Here is a 17,811-nt window from a genome sequence, read left to right on the forward strand (position 1 = left end):
CCGGCGGCGCGCGGCTGTCTACTTGGTGCCGAACATCCGGTCGCCGGCATCGCCCAGGCCCGGCACGATGTAGCCGTGGTCGTTGAGCCGCTCGTCGATCGCGGCGGTCCAGACCGGCACGTCGGGATGCTCGCTCTGGAACTGCGCGATCCCTTCGGGTGCGGCCAGAAGGCAGACGAAGCGGATGTCGCGGGCGCCGCGCGCCTTGAGCAGGGAGGCGCCGGCGCAGGCCGAGTTGCCTGTCGCCAGCATCGGGTCCATCAGAATCACGGTGCGGTCGGACAGGTCCTGCGGCGCCTTGAAGTAATATTCCACGGCCTGCAATGTCTCGGGGTCGCGATAGAGCCCGATATGGGCGATGCGCGCCGAGGGCATCAGCGCCAGCATGCCATCGAGGAAGCCGACGCCGGCGCGCAGGATCGGCGCCAGCGTGAGCTTCTTGCCGGCGATCTTCGGCGCCTGCATCGGCGCGATCGGTGTCTCGATCTCGACCAGCTCCAGCGGCAGGTCGCGCGTCACCTCGTAGCCGAGCAGCATCCCGATCTCGTTGAGAATCTCGCGAAAGCTCTTGGTCGAGCGGTCCTTCTCCCGCATCAGGGAGAGCTTGTGCTGGACCAGGGGGTGGGCGACGACGTGGACGCTGCTGTTGCTCATGAAACCGCTCTACACGGTTCCGTGAAATTGCGCCAGATCGGCCGGGCTTTTTCCGCGGGATACGCGGGCCTCAGACGGGCATCGCGACAGCCATGCGGGCCCGGCTGCTTGCCTCGTAGGCAGCCATGGTCAATTCGCGGTCGAGATCCTAGACCCCGAGCCCGCGGGCCAGAAGCGTGATCACGAGCGTCAGGACCGCGCCCCAGATCAGGCTCAGCGTCATGGTCAGGATCGTCGTCGTGACCGCGTGCTCGAGATTTCCCTTGAGGAGCTGCATGCTAGCCGTCCGGCGCCGCGGTGAGGCGCAGGCCGAGCAGCAATGCGCTGATCAGCGCCACCAGGATGGCGATCTTGAGCTCGATCATGCCGGTGGCCTCGTGGTCATGCGCGCCAGAAGCCGCATGGCTCCCTCCACCAGCACGATCAGCGGATTGCCGCGGTTCTCGACGTCGAGCTCGATCGTCTCGGTGGGAAACACCAGCGCGCACCGCGTCGGCGCGCTCTGGCGATTGGCGAATTCCACCGCCGAGCTCTTGAACAGGAACAGACCGCCAATGCGGCCGTTCGCCTCGCGCGCGACCCAGAGGCCGGCGCTGTTGCGCCCGATGAAGAAGGCCGGGATGGCGGCGCTGAGGACGTCGGGATCGAGTGGCTTGAGCATCGCCTGCGCCTGCCGGGTCTTCGGCCGGCGATGTGCGGCTTGAAGAGCGATTGCGGCCATGGCGGCCTCTTCACACATCTGCAAGGTCATGGGGGCCTCCCTGCGGCTCAGGCGTGCAGATGCCAGACGTAGATTGCGGTCTTGAGCGCGATCAGCGCGGTGAGCACGCTGCCCATCGAGAGCAGGGCGAGCGCGCCGAGTGCGACGCGCTTGAGCGAGGCTTTGCGCTCCGTTGACAGCAGCGCCGGGCGTTCGGCGTGGAAGGGCCGGTCAAGGCCATGTGTCAGGATCGACATGTTGGAAGTCCTTGTCCTTGGCACGGCGGGACGGCCGCTCCAATCTGCCGTTTATGATGTCCATCGCTGCGTAGGATTGCGAGATGACCGCCGGGGTGCCGGCATAGGAATCTCATAAAGACGCCGAGCGTCGCGCCGACAGCCCCCTGAAGAGATCGGGGTTCCGCTTCGGCAGCGGCTGCGGCGGCGCCGGCTCCGAATGCGTCATCCCGATCGCCGCGGTAAAGGCAAGCCGCAGCCGCGGCTCATCGATCTGCTTGCAGAAGCCGTCCAGGATCGCGGCCGCGTTCGGGTGCTGCCCGCCGATGGCCGCGCAGAGCTGCGAGCTGGTGCGCCGGAAGAAGTGCAGCGAATCGTTGGCGTGACGCCGCCCGCCGAGGTGATCGAGCTCGGCCGCGAGCGCCGCGACGTTGAGCCTGTCGGACTCATCACGTGTCACGGCAAAGCGCAGCAGCGCCAATTGCCAGGCGTGGAGCAGCCTGTGAGACCCTTCGACCAATGTTGGCATGCGATGCCCGCCCGCGACGCCTCAGGCCCCGACGCCGTCGATCAGTTCCTCGTCCGCGATCGCGGCGAATGCCCGGATCACCTCCCGCTGCGCGGCCGCCTCCAGCGGCACGATCGGCAGCCGTGTGGCTTCCGACATCAGGCCGAGCACGCTGAGCGCGTATTTGAGCGCAGCCGGGCTCTCTTTCGCGAGGCAGGCGATCAGCGGAATGAGGCGCTTGTGCAGGTAGCGCGCCGATTGCAGGCGCCCCTGCCTGACATGCGAGAAGATCGTGCGGCAGAGATCGGGAGCGATATTGGCGACCTCCGAGATCGCGCCATCGCCGCCATCCGTCATGAAGCCGAACGCGGTGCTGTCGTCGCCGGACAGGAAGCGGAAGCCCGCCGGCAGATGCCGCGACAGGCGCATGGGGCGGGTGATGTCGCCGCTCCCATCGCGCAGGCCCACGAACTGGCGGGACTCGATGAGACGCAGCAGCGTCTCGTCGGCCAGCGGCCGCAGCGTGCGGGAGGGGATGTCGTGCAGGATCACCGGCAGGCCGATCGCGCCTGCGATGGCGCGGAAATGCGCGAGCATGCCCTCCTGCATCGGCTTGTTGTAGGCGGGGACGACCGACATGACGGCGTCGGCGCCGGCCGCTTCCGCGCGCCGTGCGAGCTCAATGGCATGGCTCGTGGAATTCGAGACGGCGCCGGCAATGACCCGGACGCGGCCGCGGGCGACATCGACCGCGGTGCGGATGACCAGCTCCTGTTCGGCCGGCGAGAGCGTCGATGCCTCGCCGGCCGTCTCGCAGACCACGACCGCGGGAGCACTCGCCGCGATCTGGCGCTCGCAGAGCGCGGCGAACGCCTTGATGTCGATCGCGTCCGCTGCGTCGAACGGCGTCGGCAGGTCCGGAATGAAACCGGTAAACCAGGCTGAGGGAGGGATGAACATGGCTTTCCCGCTGGAAGGCGCCGGTTCAGGCGGCGCGCTGCGAGACGATGCTGCTGGGGCGTTTGCCCATGTCGAGCTCGATCTCGCGCGGCAGCTCGACGATGGTTTCAGGGTGCTGCCCGTTCTCGAACAGCGCATATTTGATGGCCTGGGCGCGGCTGACGAACAGGCCGCCATAGAGGCCGTTCTGCTCCTGCGCGACCCATTGTCCCCTGTGGTTGCGGCCGACGAAGACGATGGTCGAGGGGGAACTGTACGAGGGAGGTTCGACGAGCTTCATTGACGTAGTCCTTCCGATTGACAGAGGCGGCGAACGCAAGTCCGCAACCATCCGATCAATATCTTTTCAAGCGAATATGATTTCGAGTGAGGCGGTGTGGCGATCTCATAGGAAGCGCATAAAGCTGTTCAGCTCAGCTCGCTGACGAGATGAACCAGCGCGAACAGCGCGCCGAATGCGGCGCATTCGTCCCAGTGATTAAGAACGGCGCCAAACAGCGGCTCGCGCCTGAGGAGGCCGACGGACGCACACAGGATGATCGACATCCAGAGCAGGGCGGCAAGGCTGCGTCCGAAGCCGATGCTGCCGAATGCGGCAAAGGCAGACAGCAGCACGACGCGCACGGCGAAGCGTGCCAGCACGCGCGCCGGGCCTGGCGTCTGCGGCATGTTCCGGGATTGCGGCAAGCCTGAACCCGTCGGTCTAGAGCATGATCCGGAAAAGTGCGCAGCGGTTTTCCGAAAAGATCATGCTCAAAAAATAACCTAAAGCGCGATGACGATTCATCCTGATATCATCGCGCTTTAGCCGAAGTTCTCACAGGCGGCCGGCACGTAGAGCGGATCGAGGGTCTGGCGCACCGAGGGAACGCTCGGCCGGGACGATTCGACTTCCAGCGCCTGGACCTCGACGAACGCAGACAGGAGTGCGATCGCAAGATCGCTGTGGCATCCCTCGACCGCGGCGTCCAGCCAGTCCGGCAGCTCTCGTTCGCGCGAGAGCGCGCAATGCCATTCGCCTTCGTCATAGGCGATGCGGCGGACCTGCCAAAGCGGCAGCTCGATCCCTATCAGAGCCAGCGCAGCATCGGTCCAGGCCTCCGCGTCGATCAGGCGCATGAGGCGCGCCGTACGCGCGCTCTGGCCCAGCGAAGGAAATCGGCGGCAGGCGTGGTCGATGACCTCGAGCATCAACACCCGCGTCATCGCATGCGCATTGCCCAGACGCTTGCCGAGCGACGGTGGGTCGTATTGGCGGAGAGCGGCAGTCATGTCAGGCCTCCTGGAATGGGTGTCGGTCAGTCGGCCGGCCTCTCCAAGATGGCTGGAACGGCATTTGAAAACGAGATGAGGAGGGAGTGAGAGATATAGGGATTCCATAAAGGCACGGGCCCCGCCGGACCGGGCGCGCGGCTGGCGCCCATGTCCGACCATCGCTTTTTGCGAAATGTCCGCAGCTTTTCGCGGCAGGCGTTTATGGAAGACCAGGGCGACGGTCCGCCATAACTATCGGCAGTGAAGGTGATGCCGGATCGGCATCGCTGCCGTCTCGGGCCAATATCCGGAGTGCTTTGCCGGTGTCATTCGGCCGCCCTCAACCACGGCCGGTCTTTATGGGATTCCTATAAGGTCGCCATAGGGCTCATCTCGAAAACCTATGCGCGTGATGGCACCTCGGTGCGGTGAAAGCTCCGGCCGGTCGCCGGAGACATGCATTGCATTGGCGCGGCGCCGCGATCCGGACACAGGCCGGGTATTCGTCGCGCAACGAGGAGCAATTCCATGATGGACATTCTCATGCTGGCGCTGGGCTTCGTCTTCTTCGCCCTTGCGATCGGCTACACCTATGCCTGCGAACGGCTGTGAGGGAGCGGACCATGATCTTCGACTATGCGCTCGCCGGCGCCGTCTCGTTCGGCCTCCTGGTCTATCTCACTTATGCGCTGCTGCGGCCGGAGCGCTTCTGAGCCGTGTTGCTGCTTGTCGAATTGCTGCTGGCGGACGTCCTGCTCGTCGCCGGCCTGCTGGCGGCGCTCCTGCCGCTGTTGCGCCAGACACAAGGTCTGAAGGGTTAATGCCATGACTATGATCGGTTGGATCCAGATCATTCTTTTTTGCGTCATCATCGTCGCGCTCACGAAACCGCTGGGCGGGTACATGACGCGCGTTTTCAACGGCGAGCGGACCTTCCTGTCGCCGGTGCTGCGCCCGATCGAGGCCGGCATCTACTGGATCTCCGGCGTCGACGAGAGGCGCGAGCAGCATTGGCTGACCTACACGGTCGCCATGCTGCTGTTCCATGTCGGCGGCTTCCTCATCATCTACGGGGTAATGCGGCTCCAGGCCATGCTGCCCTTCAATCCGGCAGGCCAGGGCGCGGTTGCACAGGATCTCTCCTTCAACACCGCGATCTCCTTCATCACCAACACCAATTGGCAGAACTACGGCGGCGAGAGCACGGTTTCCTATCTCGTGCAGATGCTCGGCCTGACGCACCAGAACTTCCTGTCGGCCGCAACCGGCATCGCGCTCGCGGTGGCCCTGATCCGCGGCTTCTCGCGCGCCTCGGTGCGCACCGTCGGCAATTTCTGGGTCGACGTCACCCGCACCACGCTTTACGTGCTGCTGCCGATCTGCGTGGTCTACACGCTGTTCCTCGTCTGGCAGGGCATGCCGCAGACGCTCGGGCCGTATGTCGAGGCGACGACGCTCGAAGGCGCCAAGCAGACCATCGCGGTCGGCCCGGTCGCCTCGCAGGTCGCGATCAAGATGCTGGGCACCAATGGTGGCGGCTTCTTCAACGCCAACGCGGCGCATCCCTTCGAGAACCCGACGGCGCTGTCGAATTTCGTGCAGATGCTGTCGATCTTCCTGATCGGCGCCGCCATGACCAACGTGTTCGGCCGCATGGTCGGCAACCAGCGCCAGGGCTGGGCGATTTTGGCCGTGATGGGCGTGCTGTTCGTCGCCGGCGTCGCCGTCACCTATTGGGCGGAAGCGCACGGCACCTCGACCATGCAGGCGCTCGGCCTCACCGGCGGCAACATGGAGGGCAAGGAGGTCCGCTTCGGCATCGTCGCGTCCTCGTTGTTCGCCGTGATCACGACGGCCGCCTCCTGCGGCGCGGTCAACGCCATGCATGACAGCTTCACCGCGCTTGGCGGCATGATCCCGCTGATCAACATGCAGCTCGGCGAGATCATCGTCGGCGGCGTCGGCGCCGGTCTCTATGGCATGCTGCTGTTCGTCGTGCTCGCGATCTTCGTCGCCGGCCTGATGGTCGGCCGCACGCCGGAATATGTCGGCAAGAAGATCGAGGCGCGCGAGGTCAAGATGGCGATGCTCGCGATCCTGGTGCTGCCGCTGATGTATCTCGGCTGGACCGCGGTCGGCGTGGTCTATCCGGCGGCAGTGGCCTCGATGGCCAATGCCGGCCCGCACGGCTTCACCGAGGTGCTGTATGCCTTTACTTCGGCGACCGGCAACAACGGCTCGGCCTTCGCGGGCCTCACCGGCAACACCTTCTTCTACAACCTCACGCTCGCATCCGCGATGTTCGTCGGCCGCTTCTTCATGATCGTGCCGGCGATGGCGATCGCGGGCTCGCTCGCGGCCAAGAAATCGATCCCGCCGTCGGCAGGCACGTTCCCGACCACGGGCGGACTGTTCGTCGGCCTCGTCGTCGGCGTGATCCTGATCATCGGCGGCCTGACCTTCTTCCCGGCGCTCGCGCTCGGCCCGATCGTCGAGCACCTCGCGATGAACGCCGGCCAAGTGTTCTGAGCCAGTGTTCTGAGCCAAATGTTCTGAACCAAGTGTTCTGACAGCCTTCTGATTGTTGGAGTGACCTCCATGGAAACGATGAAACTGCAAAAACGTGCCCCGATGTCGGCAATGCTCGATCCCAAGATCGTGCTGCCCGCGATCAGCGCGTCCTTCACCAAGCTGAACCCGCGGCTGATGGTGAAGAACCCCGTGATGTTCGTGGTCGAGATCGTGGCCGCGCTCACCACCGTGATCTTCCTGCGCGATCTCGTCACCGGCGGCGCTGGCCTCGGCTTCACCTTCCAGATCATTCTCTGGCTCTGGTTCACGGTGCTGTTCGCCAACTTCGCCGAAGCGGTCGCCGAAGGCCGCGGCAAGGCGCAGGCCGACTCGCTGCGCAAGACCCGCACCGAGAGCCAGGCCAAGCTGCTGACGGGCGCGGGCGAGGCCTTCAAGCTGGTGCCGGGCACGAGCCTGAAGGTCGGCGACATCGTGCTGGTCGAAGCCGGCGATACCATCCCCTCCGACGGTGAGGTGATCGAGGGCGTCGCCTCCGTCAACGAGGCCGCCATCACCGGCGAATCCGCGCCCGTCATCCGCGAATCCGGCGGCGACCGGTCGGCGGTCACAGGTGGCACGCAGGTGCTGTCCGACTGGATCCGCGTGCGCATCACCGCCGCGCAAGGCTCGACCTTCATCGATCGCATGATCAAGCTGGTCGAAGGCGCCGAGCGCGCGAAGACGCCGAACGAGATCGCGCTCAACATCCTGCTCGCCGGCCTCACCATCATCTTCGTATTCGCCACCGTCACCATTCCGAGCTATGCGGCCTATGCCGGCGGCTCGATCTCGGTGATCGTGCTGGTCGCGCTGTTCGTGACGCTGATCCCGACCACGATCGGCGCGCTGCTCTCGGCGATCGGCATCGCCGGGATGGATCGCCTGGTGCGCTTCAACGTGCTGGCGATGTCGGGCCGTGCGGTCGAGGCCGCCGGCGACGTTGACACGCTGCTGCTCGACAAGACCGGCACCATCACTCTCGGCAATCGCCAGGCCACCGCATTCCGTCCCGTGCGCGGCGTCACCGAGCAGGAGCTGGCCGACGCGGCCCAGCTCGCCTCGCTCGCCGACGAGACCCCGGAAGGCCGTTCCATCGTCGTGCTCGCCAAGGAGAAATACGGCATCCGCGGCCGCGACATGGCCGAGTTAGGGGCCACCTTCATCCCGTTCACGGCGCAGACTCGCATGAGCGGCGTCGATGCCGGCGGCTCGTCGGTGCGCAAGGGTGCGGTCGAGGCCATGCTGAATTATGTCGGTGGCGGCGCGCCGCTGGCCCTCGCATCGGGCAATACGGCCCGCGCCATCCAGCCAGCGCCGCTTTCGGAGGCCGGCCGCGAGATCCAGGCCATTGCCGACGAGATCTCGAAAGCCGGCGGCACGCCGCTTGCGGTCGCCAAGGACGGCAAGCTGCTCGGCGTCATCCAGCTCAAGGACATCGTCAAGGGCGGCATCCGCGAGCGCTTTGCCGAGCTGCGCCGTATGGGCATCCGCACCATCATGATCACCGGCGATAATCCGATGACCGCGGCTGCAATCGCGGCGGAAGCCGGTGTCGACGACTTCCTGGCGCAGGCAACCCCCGAGGACAAGCTCAAGCTGATCCGCGACGAGCAGGCCAAGGGCAAGCTGGTGGCGATGTGCGGCGACGGCACCAATGACGCGCCGGCGCTCGCCCAGGCCGACGTCGGTGTCGCCATGAACACCGGCACGCAAGCGGCCCGCGAGGCGGGCAACATGGTCGACCTCGACTCCAACCCGACCAAGCTGATCGAGGTGGTCGAGATCGGCAAGCAGCTGTTGATGACGCGCGGTGCGCTGACGACCTTCTCGATCGCCAACGACGTCGCCAAATACTTTGCGATCATCCCGGCGATGTTCCTAGCGTTCTACCCGCAGCTCAACGTGCTCAACATCATGAACCTGTCGAGCCCGCAGAGCGCCATCCTCTCGGCGATCATCTTCAACGCGCTGATCATCATCGCGCTGATTCCGCTGGCGCTGAAGGGCGTCGCCTATCGCGCCGTCGGCGCCGGTGCGCTGCTCCGCCGCAACCTGTTGATCTACGGCCTCGGCGGCATCGTCATTCCCTTCATTGGCATCAAGGCGATCGATCTCGTCGTGGTTGCCTTGCACCTGGCTTGAGTTCGTCATTGCGAGCGGAGCGAAGCAATCCAGAAATGTCTCCGCGGTTGACAGCCTGGATTGTTTCGTCGCTTCGCTCCTCGCAATGACGAGAGAAATTGGAGAAAACACATGCTCAGAGAAATCCGCCCCGCCATCGTCCTTCTGCTGGTGCTCACCGCCATCACGGGCCTGGCCTATCCGCTCGCGATGACCGCCATTGCCGGCGCGATCTTCCCCGCGCAGGCGAACGGAAGCCTGATCGAGAAGGACGGCAAGGTGATCGGCTCCGCCCTGATCGGGCAGGAGTTCAAGGACGACAAATATTTCCACGGCCGTCCCTCGGCGACGCTGGCGCCGGACCCCAATGATTCGACCAAGACGGTCTCCGCGCCCTACAACGCCGCCAACTCCGGCGGCTCCAATCTCGGCCCGACCAGCAAGGCGCTGGCCGACCGGCTGAAGGAGGATGTCGACAAGCTCAAGGCGGAAAACCCGAACGCCGCCGTGCCGGTCGATCTGGTCACCACCTCGGCCAGCGGCCTCGACCCGGACATCTCGCCGGAGGCCGCGCAATTCCAGGTGCCGCGCGTCGCCAAGGCGCGGAATATGCCGGAAGACGCGGTGAAGCAGCTCGTGGCCTCAAACGTTCAAGGCCGCTGGCTCGGCCTGCTCGGCGAACCCCGGGTTAACGTTCTCGCGCTGAACCTCGCGCTCGATCGCGCGTCGGCGAAGTAGCGGACTATGCCCGTGGCATCAGGATGATTATATTGGCCTGATGGTTCAACAGCGCCGCGATCCCGAACAACGTCCATCGCCCGAGGCGCTGCTGGAGGCAGCGCGGCGGGAGGAGAGCGCGAGCGGCAAGCTGAAGATCTTCGTCGGCGCCGCTCCCGGCGTCGGCAAGACCTACGAGATGCTGCAGAGCGCCCATGCCCGGCGCAAGGCCGGCATCGACGTCGTGGTCGGCTTCGTCGAGACCCATGGCCGCGCCGAGACCGAGGCGCTGGTGCGCGGCCTCGAAGTGGTCCCGCGCAAGCGGCTCGACTATCGCGGCCAGACGGTCGAGGAGATGGACCTCGACGCCGTGATCGCGCGCCGGCCGCAGATCGCGCTGGTCGACGAGCTCGCCCACACCAACGCCGCCGGCAGCCGCCATCCCAAGCGCTATCTTGACGTCGAGGAGCTGCTGTCGCACGGCATCGACGTCTACACCGCCGTCAACATCCAGCACATCGAGAGCCTGAACGACGTCGTCGCCCAGATCACCCATGTCCGGGTGCGCGAGACCGTGCCGGATTCGATCTTCGACCGTGCCGATGCGATCGAACTGATCGACCTCACGCCGGACGATCTGATCCAGCGGCTGAAGGAGGGCAAGGTCTACGTGCCCAAGCAGGCCGAGCGGGCGCTGGAGCACTATTTCTCGCCCGGCAACCTGACCGCGCTCCGCGAGCTTGCGCTCCGGCGCACGGCCGAGCGGGTCGACGAGCAGCTGCTCAACCACATGCAGGCCAATGCCATCGCCGGCCCCTGGGCTGCGGGCGAGCGCATCCTCGTCTGCGTCAGCGAGGATCCGCGCGCGGCCGGCCTCGTCCGCTACACCAAGCGGCTGGCCGACCGGCTGCACGCGCCGTTCACCGCGGTCTCGATCGAGACCCGGCGATCCCTGCAATTGTCCGACGAGGAGCGCGATCGGCTCGCCGATACGCTGCGGCTGGCGGAATCGCTCGGGGGCGAGGCGCTGACCATTCCCGCCGTCGGCCGCCGCATCGCCGACGACGTCATTAGTTTCGCCCAAGCCAACAACGTTACCCAGATCGTGATCGGCAAATCCACGCGCTCGCGCTGGTTCGAGATCACGCGCGGCTCCGTCGTGCATGATCTGGTGCGCCGGGCCGGCAATATCAGCGTTCACGTCATCCCCGGCGACGAGCTCGCGAGCGAGCCGGCACCGCAGACCGCGGTGCAGACCGCGGCGCGGTCGGAGCCGTTCGATGCACGGCCCTATCTGAAGGCGCTCGGGATCACCGCGCTTGGCCTTGCCGCAGCGGTGCTCATCAAGCCGTATTTCGGTGTCGAGAACGTCGACCTGATGTTCCTCACCGCGGTTGTGGCCGTTGCCGTGCGCTACGGGCTGTGGCCCTCGTTGCTTGCGAGCGTCGCGGCGTCGCTGGCCTACAACTTCTTTTTCCTGCCGCCGGTCTACACCTTCACCATCACCGATCCGACCAATGTCGCGGCGTTCTTCTTCTTCATGCTGATTGCGTTCGTCGTCTCGAACGTTGCGGGACGCGTGCGTACGCAGGCCGACACTGCGATCGGCCGCATCAGGACCACCGAGCAGCTCTATGCGTTCAGCCGCAAGCTCGCCGGCACGGCCACGCTCGACGACGTGCTGTGGGCGACGGCCTACCAGATCGCGCTGATGCTGAAGGTGCGCGTCGTGCTGCTGCTGCCGGAGGACGGCCTGCTCACGGTGAAATCAGGCTATCCGCCGGAGGACCAGCTCGACCAGGCCGACCTCGCCGCCGCCAACTGGGCCTGGAGCAATGACCGTCCCGCAGGCCGCGGCTCGGATACCTTGCCGGGCGCCAAGCGGCTGTTCCTGCCGATGCGCACCGGGCGCGGCCCGATCGGCGTCATTGGCATCGACAACGACCGTACCGGTCCGCTGCTGACGCCGGACCAGCGCCGGCTGCTCGATGCGCTGGTCGACCAGGGCGCGCTGGCGATCGAGCGCGTGCTGCTGGTCGAGGACATGGATCGCGTCCGGCGCACCGTCGAATCCGAGCGGCTGCGCTCCGCGCTGCTCACCTCGATCTCGCACGACCTCAAGACGCCGCTCGCCTCCGTGCTCGGCGCGGCCTCCACCATGCGCGATCTCGCCGGCGCGCTGTCCGACAGCGAGAAGCGCGACCTGCTCGCCACCGTGATCGACGAATCCGAGCGGCTCAACCGCTTCATCGCCAACCTGCTCGACATGACCAAGCTCGAATCCGGCGCCATCGTGCCGAACACGGCGCTGCACGATCTCGGCGAGATCGTCGGCAGCGCGCTCAGGCGCGCGAGCAAGATTCTCACGGCGCACAAGGTCGAGCTGGTGCTGGCCGCCGACCTGCCGATGCTCCAGCTGGATGCCGTGCTGTTCGAGCAGGTGCTGTTCAATCTGCTCGACAATGCGGCCAAATATTCGCCGCCGGAGACCACGATCTCGATCAAGAGCCGGCGCGAGCGTGATCAAGTGGTGCTGGAAGTCGCTGACGAGGGCGGCGGCATCCCGCCCGGCGAGCTCGAGAGCGTGTTCGACAAGTTCTACCGCGTGCAGAAGGGCGACCATGTCCGGCCCGGCACCGGGCTCGGCCTTGCCATCTCCCGCGGCTTCGTCGAGGCGATGCGCGGCACGATCTCGGCCGCCAACCGCAGCGACCGCACCGGCGCCGTGCTCATCATCCGCCTGCCCATCCCGGCACAGACCCCCGCATTGGATACCGCCGCATGAGTGCCGCCCCGATCAAGGTCCTGGTCATCGACGACGAGCCGCCGATCCGCAAATTGTTGCGGATGGGGCTCGCGACGCAGGGCTACGACATCCTGGAAGCCACCAACGGCAAGATGGCGCTGGAGAAGCTCACGGAGGAGCCGGCGCTGATCATCCTCGATCTCGGTCTGCCCGACATCCAGGGCCACGAGCTCTTGCGCACCATCCGCGCCCGCAACGAGGCCGTGCCGATCGTGGTGCTGTCGAGCCGCGGCGACGAGGCCGGCAAGGTGCAGGCGCTCGACCTCGGCGCCGACGATTACCTCACCAAACCGTTCGGCATGGACGAGCTGCTGGCGCGCCTGCGCGCCGCGCTGCGTCACCAGCTCCAGGTGCAGGGCGAGCGCCCGATCTTCCGCACCGGCGATCTCTCCGTCGATCTCGTTCGCCGCATCGTCAAGGTCGGCGAGCGCGACGTGAAGCTGTCGCCGAAGGAATATGATCTCCTGCGCGTGCTGGTGCAGCACGCCGGCAAGGTGCTGACCCATCGTTTCCTGCTCAAGGAGCTCTGGGACGAGCTGACCGATGCGCAATATCTGCGCGTCTATGTCCGCCAGCTCCGCCAGAAGATCGAAGCCGATCCGGAGCGCCCGCACTATGTGCTGACCGAGACGGGCATCGGGTACCGGCTGAAGGCGGGGGATTGAACACTTCCGCCGACCACGCCTATGGCGTTGGCCCGCGTCTGTATCCACGTCGTCATTGCGAGCGTAGCGAAGCAATCCAGAGTCTTTCCGCGGAGGCAGTCTGGATTGCTTCGTCGCAAGGGCTCCTCGCAATGACGCCGGTGTAAAACTACCCCGCCTTGCGGTGCCGCGCCGTCGTCCGATGGGTCTTCCGCGCGCTGCGCTGCCGCCCGGTCGCCCGCCGCGCGTGCGACTTCGCCGCCGTCTTCTTGCCGCCGCGTCCTTTCAGGCTCTGTTTCAGCGCATCCATCAGGCTGACGACGTTGCCCGGGCGCTCCTCGGGCTCCGGCAGCTCGATCTTCTTGCCGCTTGCCTTGCGCTTGACCAGTGCCTTCAGCGCGGTCTCGTACTCGTCCTTGAACTTGCTGGGATCGAAATGCGCCGCCTTGCTGTGCAGGATGTGCCCGGCGAGCTCGACCATGTCCCTGGTGATCTTCGGGCTCTTGATGTCGCCAAAGAACTCGCCCTCGTCGCGCAGCTCGTAGGGGAAGCGCAGCGTGGTGCCGAGCAGGCCCTTCCCGAGCGGTTCGATCGCGATGATGTGCTCGCGGTTGGTCAGCACGATCTTGGCGAGCGCCACGCGATCCTGGTCCTTCATGGCGTCGCGGATCACGGCAAAGGCGTCGGCCGCCGCCTTGCCGTCGGGCGCGATGTAATAGGGGTGGTTGAGATAGCGCTGGTCGATCTCCTCGCTCGGCACGAAGCTTTCGATGTCGATGGTGTGGTTGCTCTCGATCTGGACGGCTTCGAGCTCCTCCGGTTCGATCTCGACATATTTGCCCTTGCGCAGCTCATAGCCGCGACCCTTCTGGTCGCTCTCGACCACGTCGCCGGTCTCGGTATCCACCATCTGCTGCTTGAGCCGGTTGCCGGTCTCGCGGTTGATCAGGTGAAACCGCGTCTTCTCGGCCGCCGTCGTCGCCGGGTAGAGCACGACCGGGCAGCTGACCAGCGACAGCTTCAACGTTCCCTTCCAATAGGCGCGCGGGGCCATTCCGTTCTCCAGTGATTTCAAGGCGTTTTGGAACCCCAACCGCGCCATCGGGTTTTGGTTCCGGGCGGGACTTTTGCCGTGATAGGCTTTGACTCTGACAAGAGAAGCGGGACCGGTCGTGCTGCAAAAACTCTCCACTTACCGAAAAAAGCGTGATTTCGGAAAGACGCCGGAGCCCTCGGGCAAGACCGCAGTGGCGCCGTCCGAACAGCGACGTTTCGTGATCCAGAAGCATGACGCGACGCGGCTGCACTACGACCTCAGGCTCGAATTCGACGGCGTCTTCAAGTCCTGGGCCGTGACCAAGGGGCCTTCGCTCGATCCCCACGACAAGCGGCTGGCGGTCGAGGTCGAGGACCATCCGCTCGACTATGGCGATTTCGAAGGCACGATTCCGGAAGGCCAGTATGGCGGCGGCACGGTGATGCTGTGGGACCGCGGCACCTGGGAATCGGACGATCCGGACGCCGGCTTCAAGAAGGGCGATCTCAAGTTCACCCTGCATGGCGACAAGCTGCACGGCAGCTGGGTGCTGGTGCGCATGCGCAACCGAGGCGGCGAAAAGCGTACCAACTGGCTCCTGATCAAGCACCGCGACGACTACGCCAGCGATAGCGAGGATATCCTCAGCGAGGATAAGTCGGTCGCCTCCGGTCGTGCGATGGAGCAGATCGCCGATGGCAAGGGCCGGGCGCCGAAACCGTTCATGCTGGCGAAGGGCACCAGGGCCAAGGCGGATGCAGTCTGGCAGTCCAACCGCGCCGAGGAGGCGAAAGGGAAGACGGTCAAGCCGGCGCCGCGCACCGCGTTGAAGGCTGGCAAGACCGCAAAGACCGCGAAGAAAAAGGCCACGACCGCAACGAACGCCAGGGAGGTCGCGGAGATGCCGGATTTCGTCGCGCCGCAGCTCTGCACCTCCGTCGAGCGTCCGCCAGCCGGCGATGGCTGGTGCCACGAGATCAAGTTCGACGGCTATCGCGTGCAGCTCCGGGTCGAGGACGGCACGGCGACGCTGAAGACGCGCAAGGGCCTCGACTGGACCGACAAGTTCGCTGCGATCGCGAAGGAGGCAGGCGCGCTGACGGACGTGATGATCGACGGCGAAATCATCGCACTCGACCGTAACGGCGCGCCGAATTTCTCGTCGCTCCAGGCCGCATTGTCGGACGGCAAGACCGAGGACCTGATCTTCTTTGCCTTCGACCTCTTGTTCGCCGAAGGCCGCGACTATCGCCGCCTGCCGCTCGGCGAGCGCAAGGCGCGGCTGAAAGAGCTGCTGGAAGCGCGCAAGCGGAAGTCGACCCAGATCCGCTATGTCGAGCATTTCGAGAGCGGCGGCGACGCCGTGCTGCAATCGGCCTGCAAGCTCGAGCTCGAAGGCGTGGTGTCGAAGAAGCTCGACGCGCCCTATCGCTCCGGCCGCACCGAGAGCTGGACCAAGGCCAAATGCCGCGCCGGCCACGAAGTCGTGATCGGCGGCTACAAGACCACCAACGGCAAATTCCGTTCGCTGATGGCGGGTGTGCATCGCGGCGATCATCTCGCCTTCGTCGGCATGGTCGGCACCGGGTTCGGCGCCGACAAGGTCAAGCGCATTATGCCGTCGCTGCAGGCGATGGAAGCCAAGGAGAGTCCGTTCGGCGGCAAGAACGCGCCAAAGAAGACGCGGGACGTGCATTGGCTGAAGCCCGAGCTCGTCGCCGAGATCGAGTTCGCCGGCTTCACCGCCGACGGCAATATCCGTCAGGCCGCGTTCAAGGGGCTGCGCCAGGACAAGCCGGCCGAGGAGGTCGAGGCGGAAACGCCCGTGGACACCGAGCTCGCAAAGCCTTCCGCGAGAAAGCGTGCAACGCCGAAGTCTGGCAAGAAGGATGCCGGCACTGCCGAGGTCATGGGCGTCGTCATTTCGAAGCCCGACAAGGAGCTATGGCCTGACGACGGCGAGGGCGAGCCCGTCACCAAGCTCGATCTCGCGCATTATCTCGAAGCGGTCGGCGAGTGGATGATCGTGCACCTCAAGGGCCGGCCGTGCTCGCTGATCCGCGCCCCCGACGGCATCAAGGGCGAAAGCTTCTTCCAGCGCCACGCCATGCAGGGGACCTCGAACCTGCTGGAGCTCGCGCGAGTCTCCGGCGATCGCAAGCCATACTTGCAGATCGATCGCATCGAGGGGCTCGCGGCCGTGGCGCAGATCGGCGGCGTCGAGCTGCATCCCTGGAATTGCGCGCCCTACGCCTATGACACGCCGGGCCGGCTGGTGTTCGACCTCGATCCGGCGCCGGATGTCGATTTCGCCGACGTCGTGGAGGCCGCCAAGGAGATGCGGCAGCGGCTGACCGACATCGGCATGGAGAGTTTCTGCAAGACCACCGGCGGCAAGGGCCTGCACGTGGTGGTGCCGCTGCTGCACGGCGCGCGCGACAAGGTGAGCTGGAAGGAGGCCAAGGCGTTTGCGCAAGGCGTCTGCCAGTGGATGGCGGACGACGATCCCGAGTGCTATCTGCTCAACATGTCGAAGAAGCTGCGCAAGGGAAAGATCTTCCTCGACTACCTGCGCAACGACCGGATGTCGACGGCGGTGGCCCCGCTGTCGCCGCGTGCTCGCGCCGGCGCGACCGTGTCGATGCCGGTCACATGGGCGCAGGTGAAGAGCGATCTCGATCCGAAGAAATATACGCTGCGGACCGTGCCGGGCCTGCTGCCGCGCTCGAAGGCCTGGGAGGGCTATGACGACGCGGCCGCCTCGATCAAGGCGGCGATGAAGAAGCTGGCGGGGAAGGTGAAGTAGATCGGTGCCATGGGCAGGGGATCCGTAGGGTGGGCAAAGCGGAGCGTGCCCACCAATGTACGCTTCGAGAGAAAAGGTGGGCACGGCGCAAGAGCGCCTTTGCCCACCCTACGAGATCCTCGTTGTGTCGCTAGATCCGTCCCATCAGGAGCAGGATCAGCAGAATGACGATGACGAGCCCGAGGCCGCCGCCACCGTAATAGCCGGTGCCGTAGAACGGACCGCCGCCGATGCCGCTGAAGCCGCCGAGCAGGGCGATGACGAGAATGATCAGAATGATCGTACCGATAGACATGCGAGTCTCCTCCAGCCCTTTGTGGAAAGGGTCGTTTGCAACCTGTCCCGTTGTGCGAATGGCAACTTGCCGCAGGTTTTATAGTTCCCACATTGAAACACGGCCGGACCATCATCTTGCATGGAACCTTTGCTGGTTCGGCCGGCATGAGTAGGTGAGATCAGTCAGCACAGGGCAGGGCCATGTCAGCACCGCTTGTCGTTTCCATTCCGCATCGTCTCGGCCGCGAGGAGGCGGTGCGCCGGCTCAAGAGCGGCCTTGGACGTGCGGCCGCAAGCATTCCCGTGATGCAGGTCGAGGAGGAGCGCTGGAGCGGCGACACTCTGGCCTTCCGCATCCGCGCGCTCGGGCAGATCGCGACCGGACAGGTCGATGTCGCCGACGACCATGTGAAGGTCGAGGTGATGCTGCCGTGGCTGCTGCAGCGCTTCGCCGAGATGGCGCAGGCGGCGATCAAGAAGCGCGGGCAGCTACTGCTGACCAAGGACGGCGGGAAGTGAGCT

At 65.5% G+C, this 17,811-nt stretch carries 20 protein-coding genes; 9 read left to right on the plus strand and 11 right to left on the minus strand.

Annotated elements, in window-relative coordinates:
- Positions 1-18: 18 nt before the first annotated feature.
- The 9 genes from upp to QA642_RS10185 form a co-directional block, all read right to left on the minus strand.
- Positions 19-654 carry a uracil phosphoribosyltransferase gene (upp, locus tag QA642_RS10145; protein ID WP_283084532.1) on the minus strand — a complete coding sequence of 212 codons (636 nt, stop codon included), beginning with the start codon at positions 652-654 and terminating at the stop codon, positions 19-21.
- Positions 655-802: 148 nt separating this feature from the next.
- Positions 803-931, minus strand: coding sequence for a hypothetical protein (locus tag QA642_RS10150; RefSeq protein ID WP_265441509.1), 129 nt, complete (start codon positions 929-931; stop codon positions 803-805).
- Between the two features lie 84 nt (positions 932-1,015).
- Positions 1,016-1,405, minus strand: a complete 390-nt coding sequence (locus tag QA642_RS10155; RefSeq protein WP_283084533.1) for a hypothetical protein — start codon at positions 1,403-1,405, stop codon at positions 1,016-1,018.
- Between the two features lie 17 nt (positions 1,406-1,422).
- On the minus strand, positions 1,423-1,611 hold the full coding sequence (locus QA642_RS10160; protein WP_283084534.1) for a hypothetical protein: 189 nt from the start codon (positions 1,609-1,611) through the stop codon (positions 1,423-1,425).
- Between the two features lie 112 nt (positions 1,612-1,723).
- Positions 1,724-2,071 (minus strand): hypothetical protein, encoded by a 348-nt coding sequence (locus QA642_RS10165; protein WP_283084535.1) that lies wholly within the window; start codon positions 2,069-2,071, stop codon positions 1,724-1,726.
- A gap of 69 nt (positions 2,072-2,140) precedes the next feature.
- Positions 2,141-3,058 (minus strand): 4-hydroxy-tetrahydrodipicolinate synthase, encoded by a 918-nt coding sequence (gene dapA / locus QA642_RS10170; protein WP_283084536.1) that lies wholly within the window; start codon positions 3,056-3,058, stop codon positions 2,141-2,143.
- A 25-nt stretch (positions 3,059-3,083) separates the two neighbouring features.
- On the minus strand, positions 3,084-3,338 hold the full coding sequence (locus QA642_RS10175; RefSeq protein ID WP_283084537.1) for a hypothetical protein: 255 nt from the start codon (positions 3,336-3,338) through the stop codon (positions 3,084-3,086).
- A 128-nt stretch (positions 3,339-3,466) separates the two neighbouring features.
- On the minus strand, positions 3,467-3,727 hold the full coding sequence (locus QA642_RS10180) for a hypothetical protein (RefSeq protein WP_283084538.1): 261 nt from the start codon (positions 3,725-3,727) through the stop codon (positions 3,467-3,469).
- A gap of 135 nt (positions 3,728-3,862) precedes the next feature.
- Entirely contained in the window at positions 3,863-4,330 is a 468-nt protein-coding gene (locus tag QA642_RS10185) for a hypothetical protein (RefSeq protein ID WP_283084539.1), read from the minus strand.
- Positions 4,331-4,768: 438 nt separating this feature from the next.
- Between QA642_RS10185 and QA642_RS10190 the strand changes: the two genes are divergently transcribed.
- The 7 genes from QA642_RS10190 to QA642_RS10220 all read left to right on the plus strand — a co-directional run bounded on the left by QA642_RS10190 (position 4,769) and on the right by QA642_RS10220 (position 13,192).
- Complete coding sequence (locus QA642_RS10190) at positions 4,769-4,924, plus strand: hypothetical protein (RefSeq protein WP_283084540.1); 156 nt, start codon at positions 4,769-4,771, stop codon at positions 4,922-4,924.
- 11 nt (positions 4,925-4,935) lie between these two features.
- Positions 4,936-5,025 (plus strand): K(+)-transporting ATPase subunit F, encoded by a 90-nt coding sequence (locus QA642_RS10195; RefSeq protein ID WP_018641117.1) that lies wholly within the window; start codon positions 4,936-4,938, stop codon positions 5,023-5,025.
- Between the two features lie 112 nt (positions 5,026-5,137).
- Positions 5,138-6,841 carry a potassium-transporting ATPase subunit KdpA gene (gene kdpA, locus QA642_RS10200; RefSeq protein WP_283084541.1) on the plus strand — a complete coding sequence of 568 codons (1,704 nt, stop codon included), beginning with the start codon at positions 5,138-5,140 and terminating at the stop codon, positions 6,839-6,841.
- Positions 6,842-6,910: 69 nt separating this feature from the next.
- Entirely contained in the window at positions 6,911-9,025 is a 2,115-nt protein-coding gene (kdpB, locus tag QA642_RS10205) for a potassium-transporting ATPase subunit KdpB (RefSeq protein WP_283084542.1), read from the plus strand.
- Positions 9,026-9,136: 111 nt separating this feature from the next.
- Complete coding sequence (locus tag QA642_RS10210) at positions 9,137-9,742, plus strand: K(+)-transporting ATPase subunit C (protein WP_283084543.1); 606 nt, start codon at positions 9,137-9,139, stop codon at positions 9,740-9,742.
- A 40-nt stretch (positions 9,743-9,782) separates the two neighbouring features.
- Positions 9,783-12,506 (plus strand): sensor histidine kinase KdpD, encoded by a 2,724-nt coding sequence (locus tag QA642_RS10215; RefSeq protein ID WP_283084544.1) that lies wholly within the window; start codon positions 9,783-9,785, stop codon positions 12,504-12,506.
- The gene (locus tag QA642_RS10220) at positions 12,503-13,192 is read left to right on the plus strand and encodes a response regulator transcription factor (RefSeq protein WP_283084545.1); all 690 of its coding nucleotides are present in this window, start codon (positions 12,503-12,505) and stop codon (positions 13,190-13,192) included. Before QA642_RS10215 ends, QA642_RS10220 begins: the two co-directional genes overlap by 4 nt.
- Positions 13,193-13,340: 148 nt before the next feature.
- Here the strand turns inward: QA642_RS10220 and QA642_RS10225 are convergent, their stop codons facing one another.
- Positions 13,341-14,225 carry a Ku protein gene (locus QA642_RS10225; protein WP_283084546.1) on the minus strand — a complete coding sequence of 295 codons (885 nt, stop codon included), beginning with the start codon at positions 14,223-14,225 and terminating at the stop codon, positions 13,341-13,343.
- 118 nt (positions 14,226-14,343) lie between these two features.
- Between QA642_RS10225 and ligD the strand changes: the two genes are divergently transcribed.
- Positions 14,344-17,013: a DNA ligase D gene (gene ligD, locus QA642_RS10230; RefSeq protein ID WP_283086846.1), complete on the plus strand. Its 2,670-nt coding sequence runs from the start codon at positions 14,344-14,346 to the stop codon at positions 17,011-17,013.
- Between the two features lie 130 nt (positions 17,014-17,143).
- On the opposite strand, the gene QA642_RS10235 is transcribed toward ligD, so the two are convergent.
- Positions 17,144-17,308, minus strand: a complete 165-nt coding sequence (locus QA642_RS10235; protein WP_018318514.1) for a DUF3309 family protein — start codon at positions 17,306-17,308, stop codon at positions 17,144-17,146.
- Between the two features lie 182 nt (positions 17,309-17,490).
- Between QA642_RS10235 and QA642_RS10240 the strand changes: the two genes are divergently transcribed.
- Entirely contained in the window at positions 17,491-17,808 is a 318-nt protein-coding gene (locus QA642_RS10240; protein WP_283084547.1) for a polyhydroxyalkanoic acid system family protein, read from the plus strand.
- The last annotated feature ends 3 nt before the right edge of the window (positions 17,809-17,811 follow it).

The organism is Bradyrhizobium sp. CB2312, assembly GCF_029714425.1.
In the GTDB taxonomy this organism is placed as follows: Bacteria; Pseudomonadota; Alphaproteobacteria; order Rhizobiales; family Xanthobacteraceae; genus Bradyrhizobium.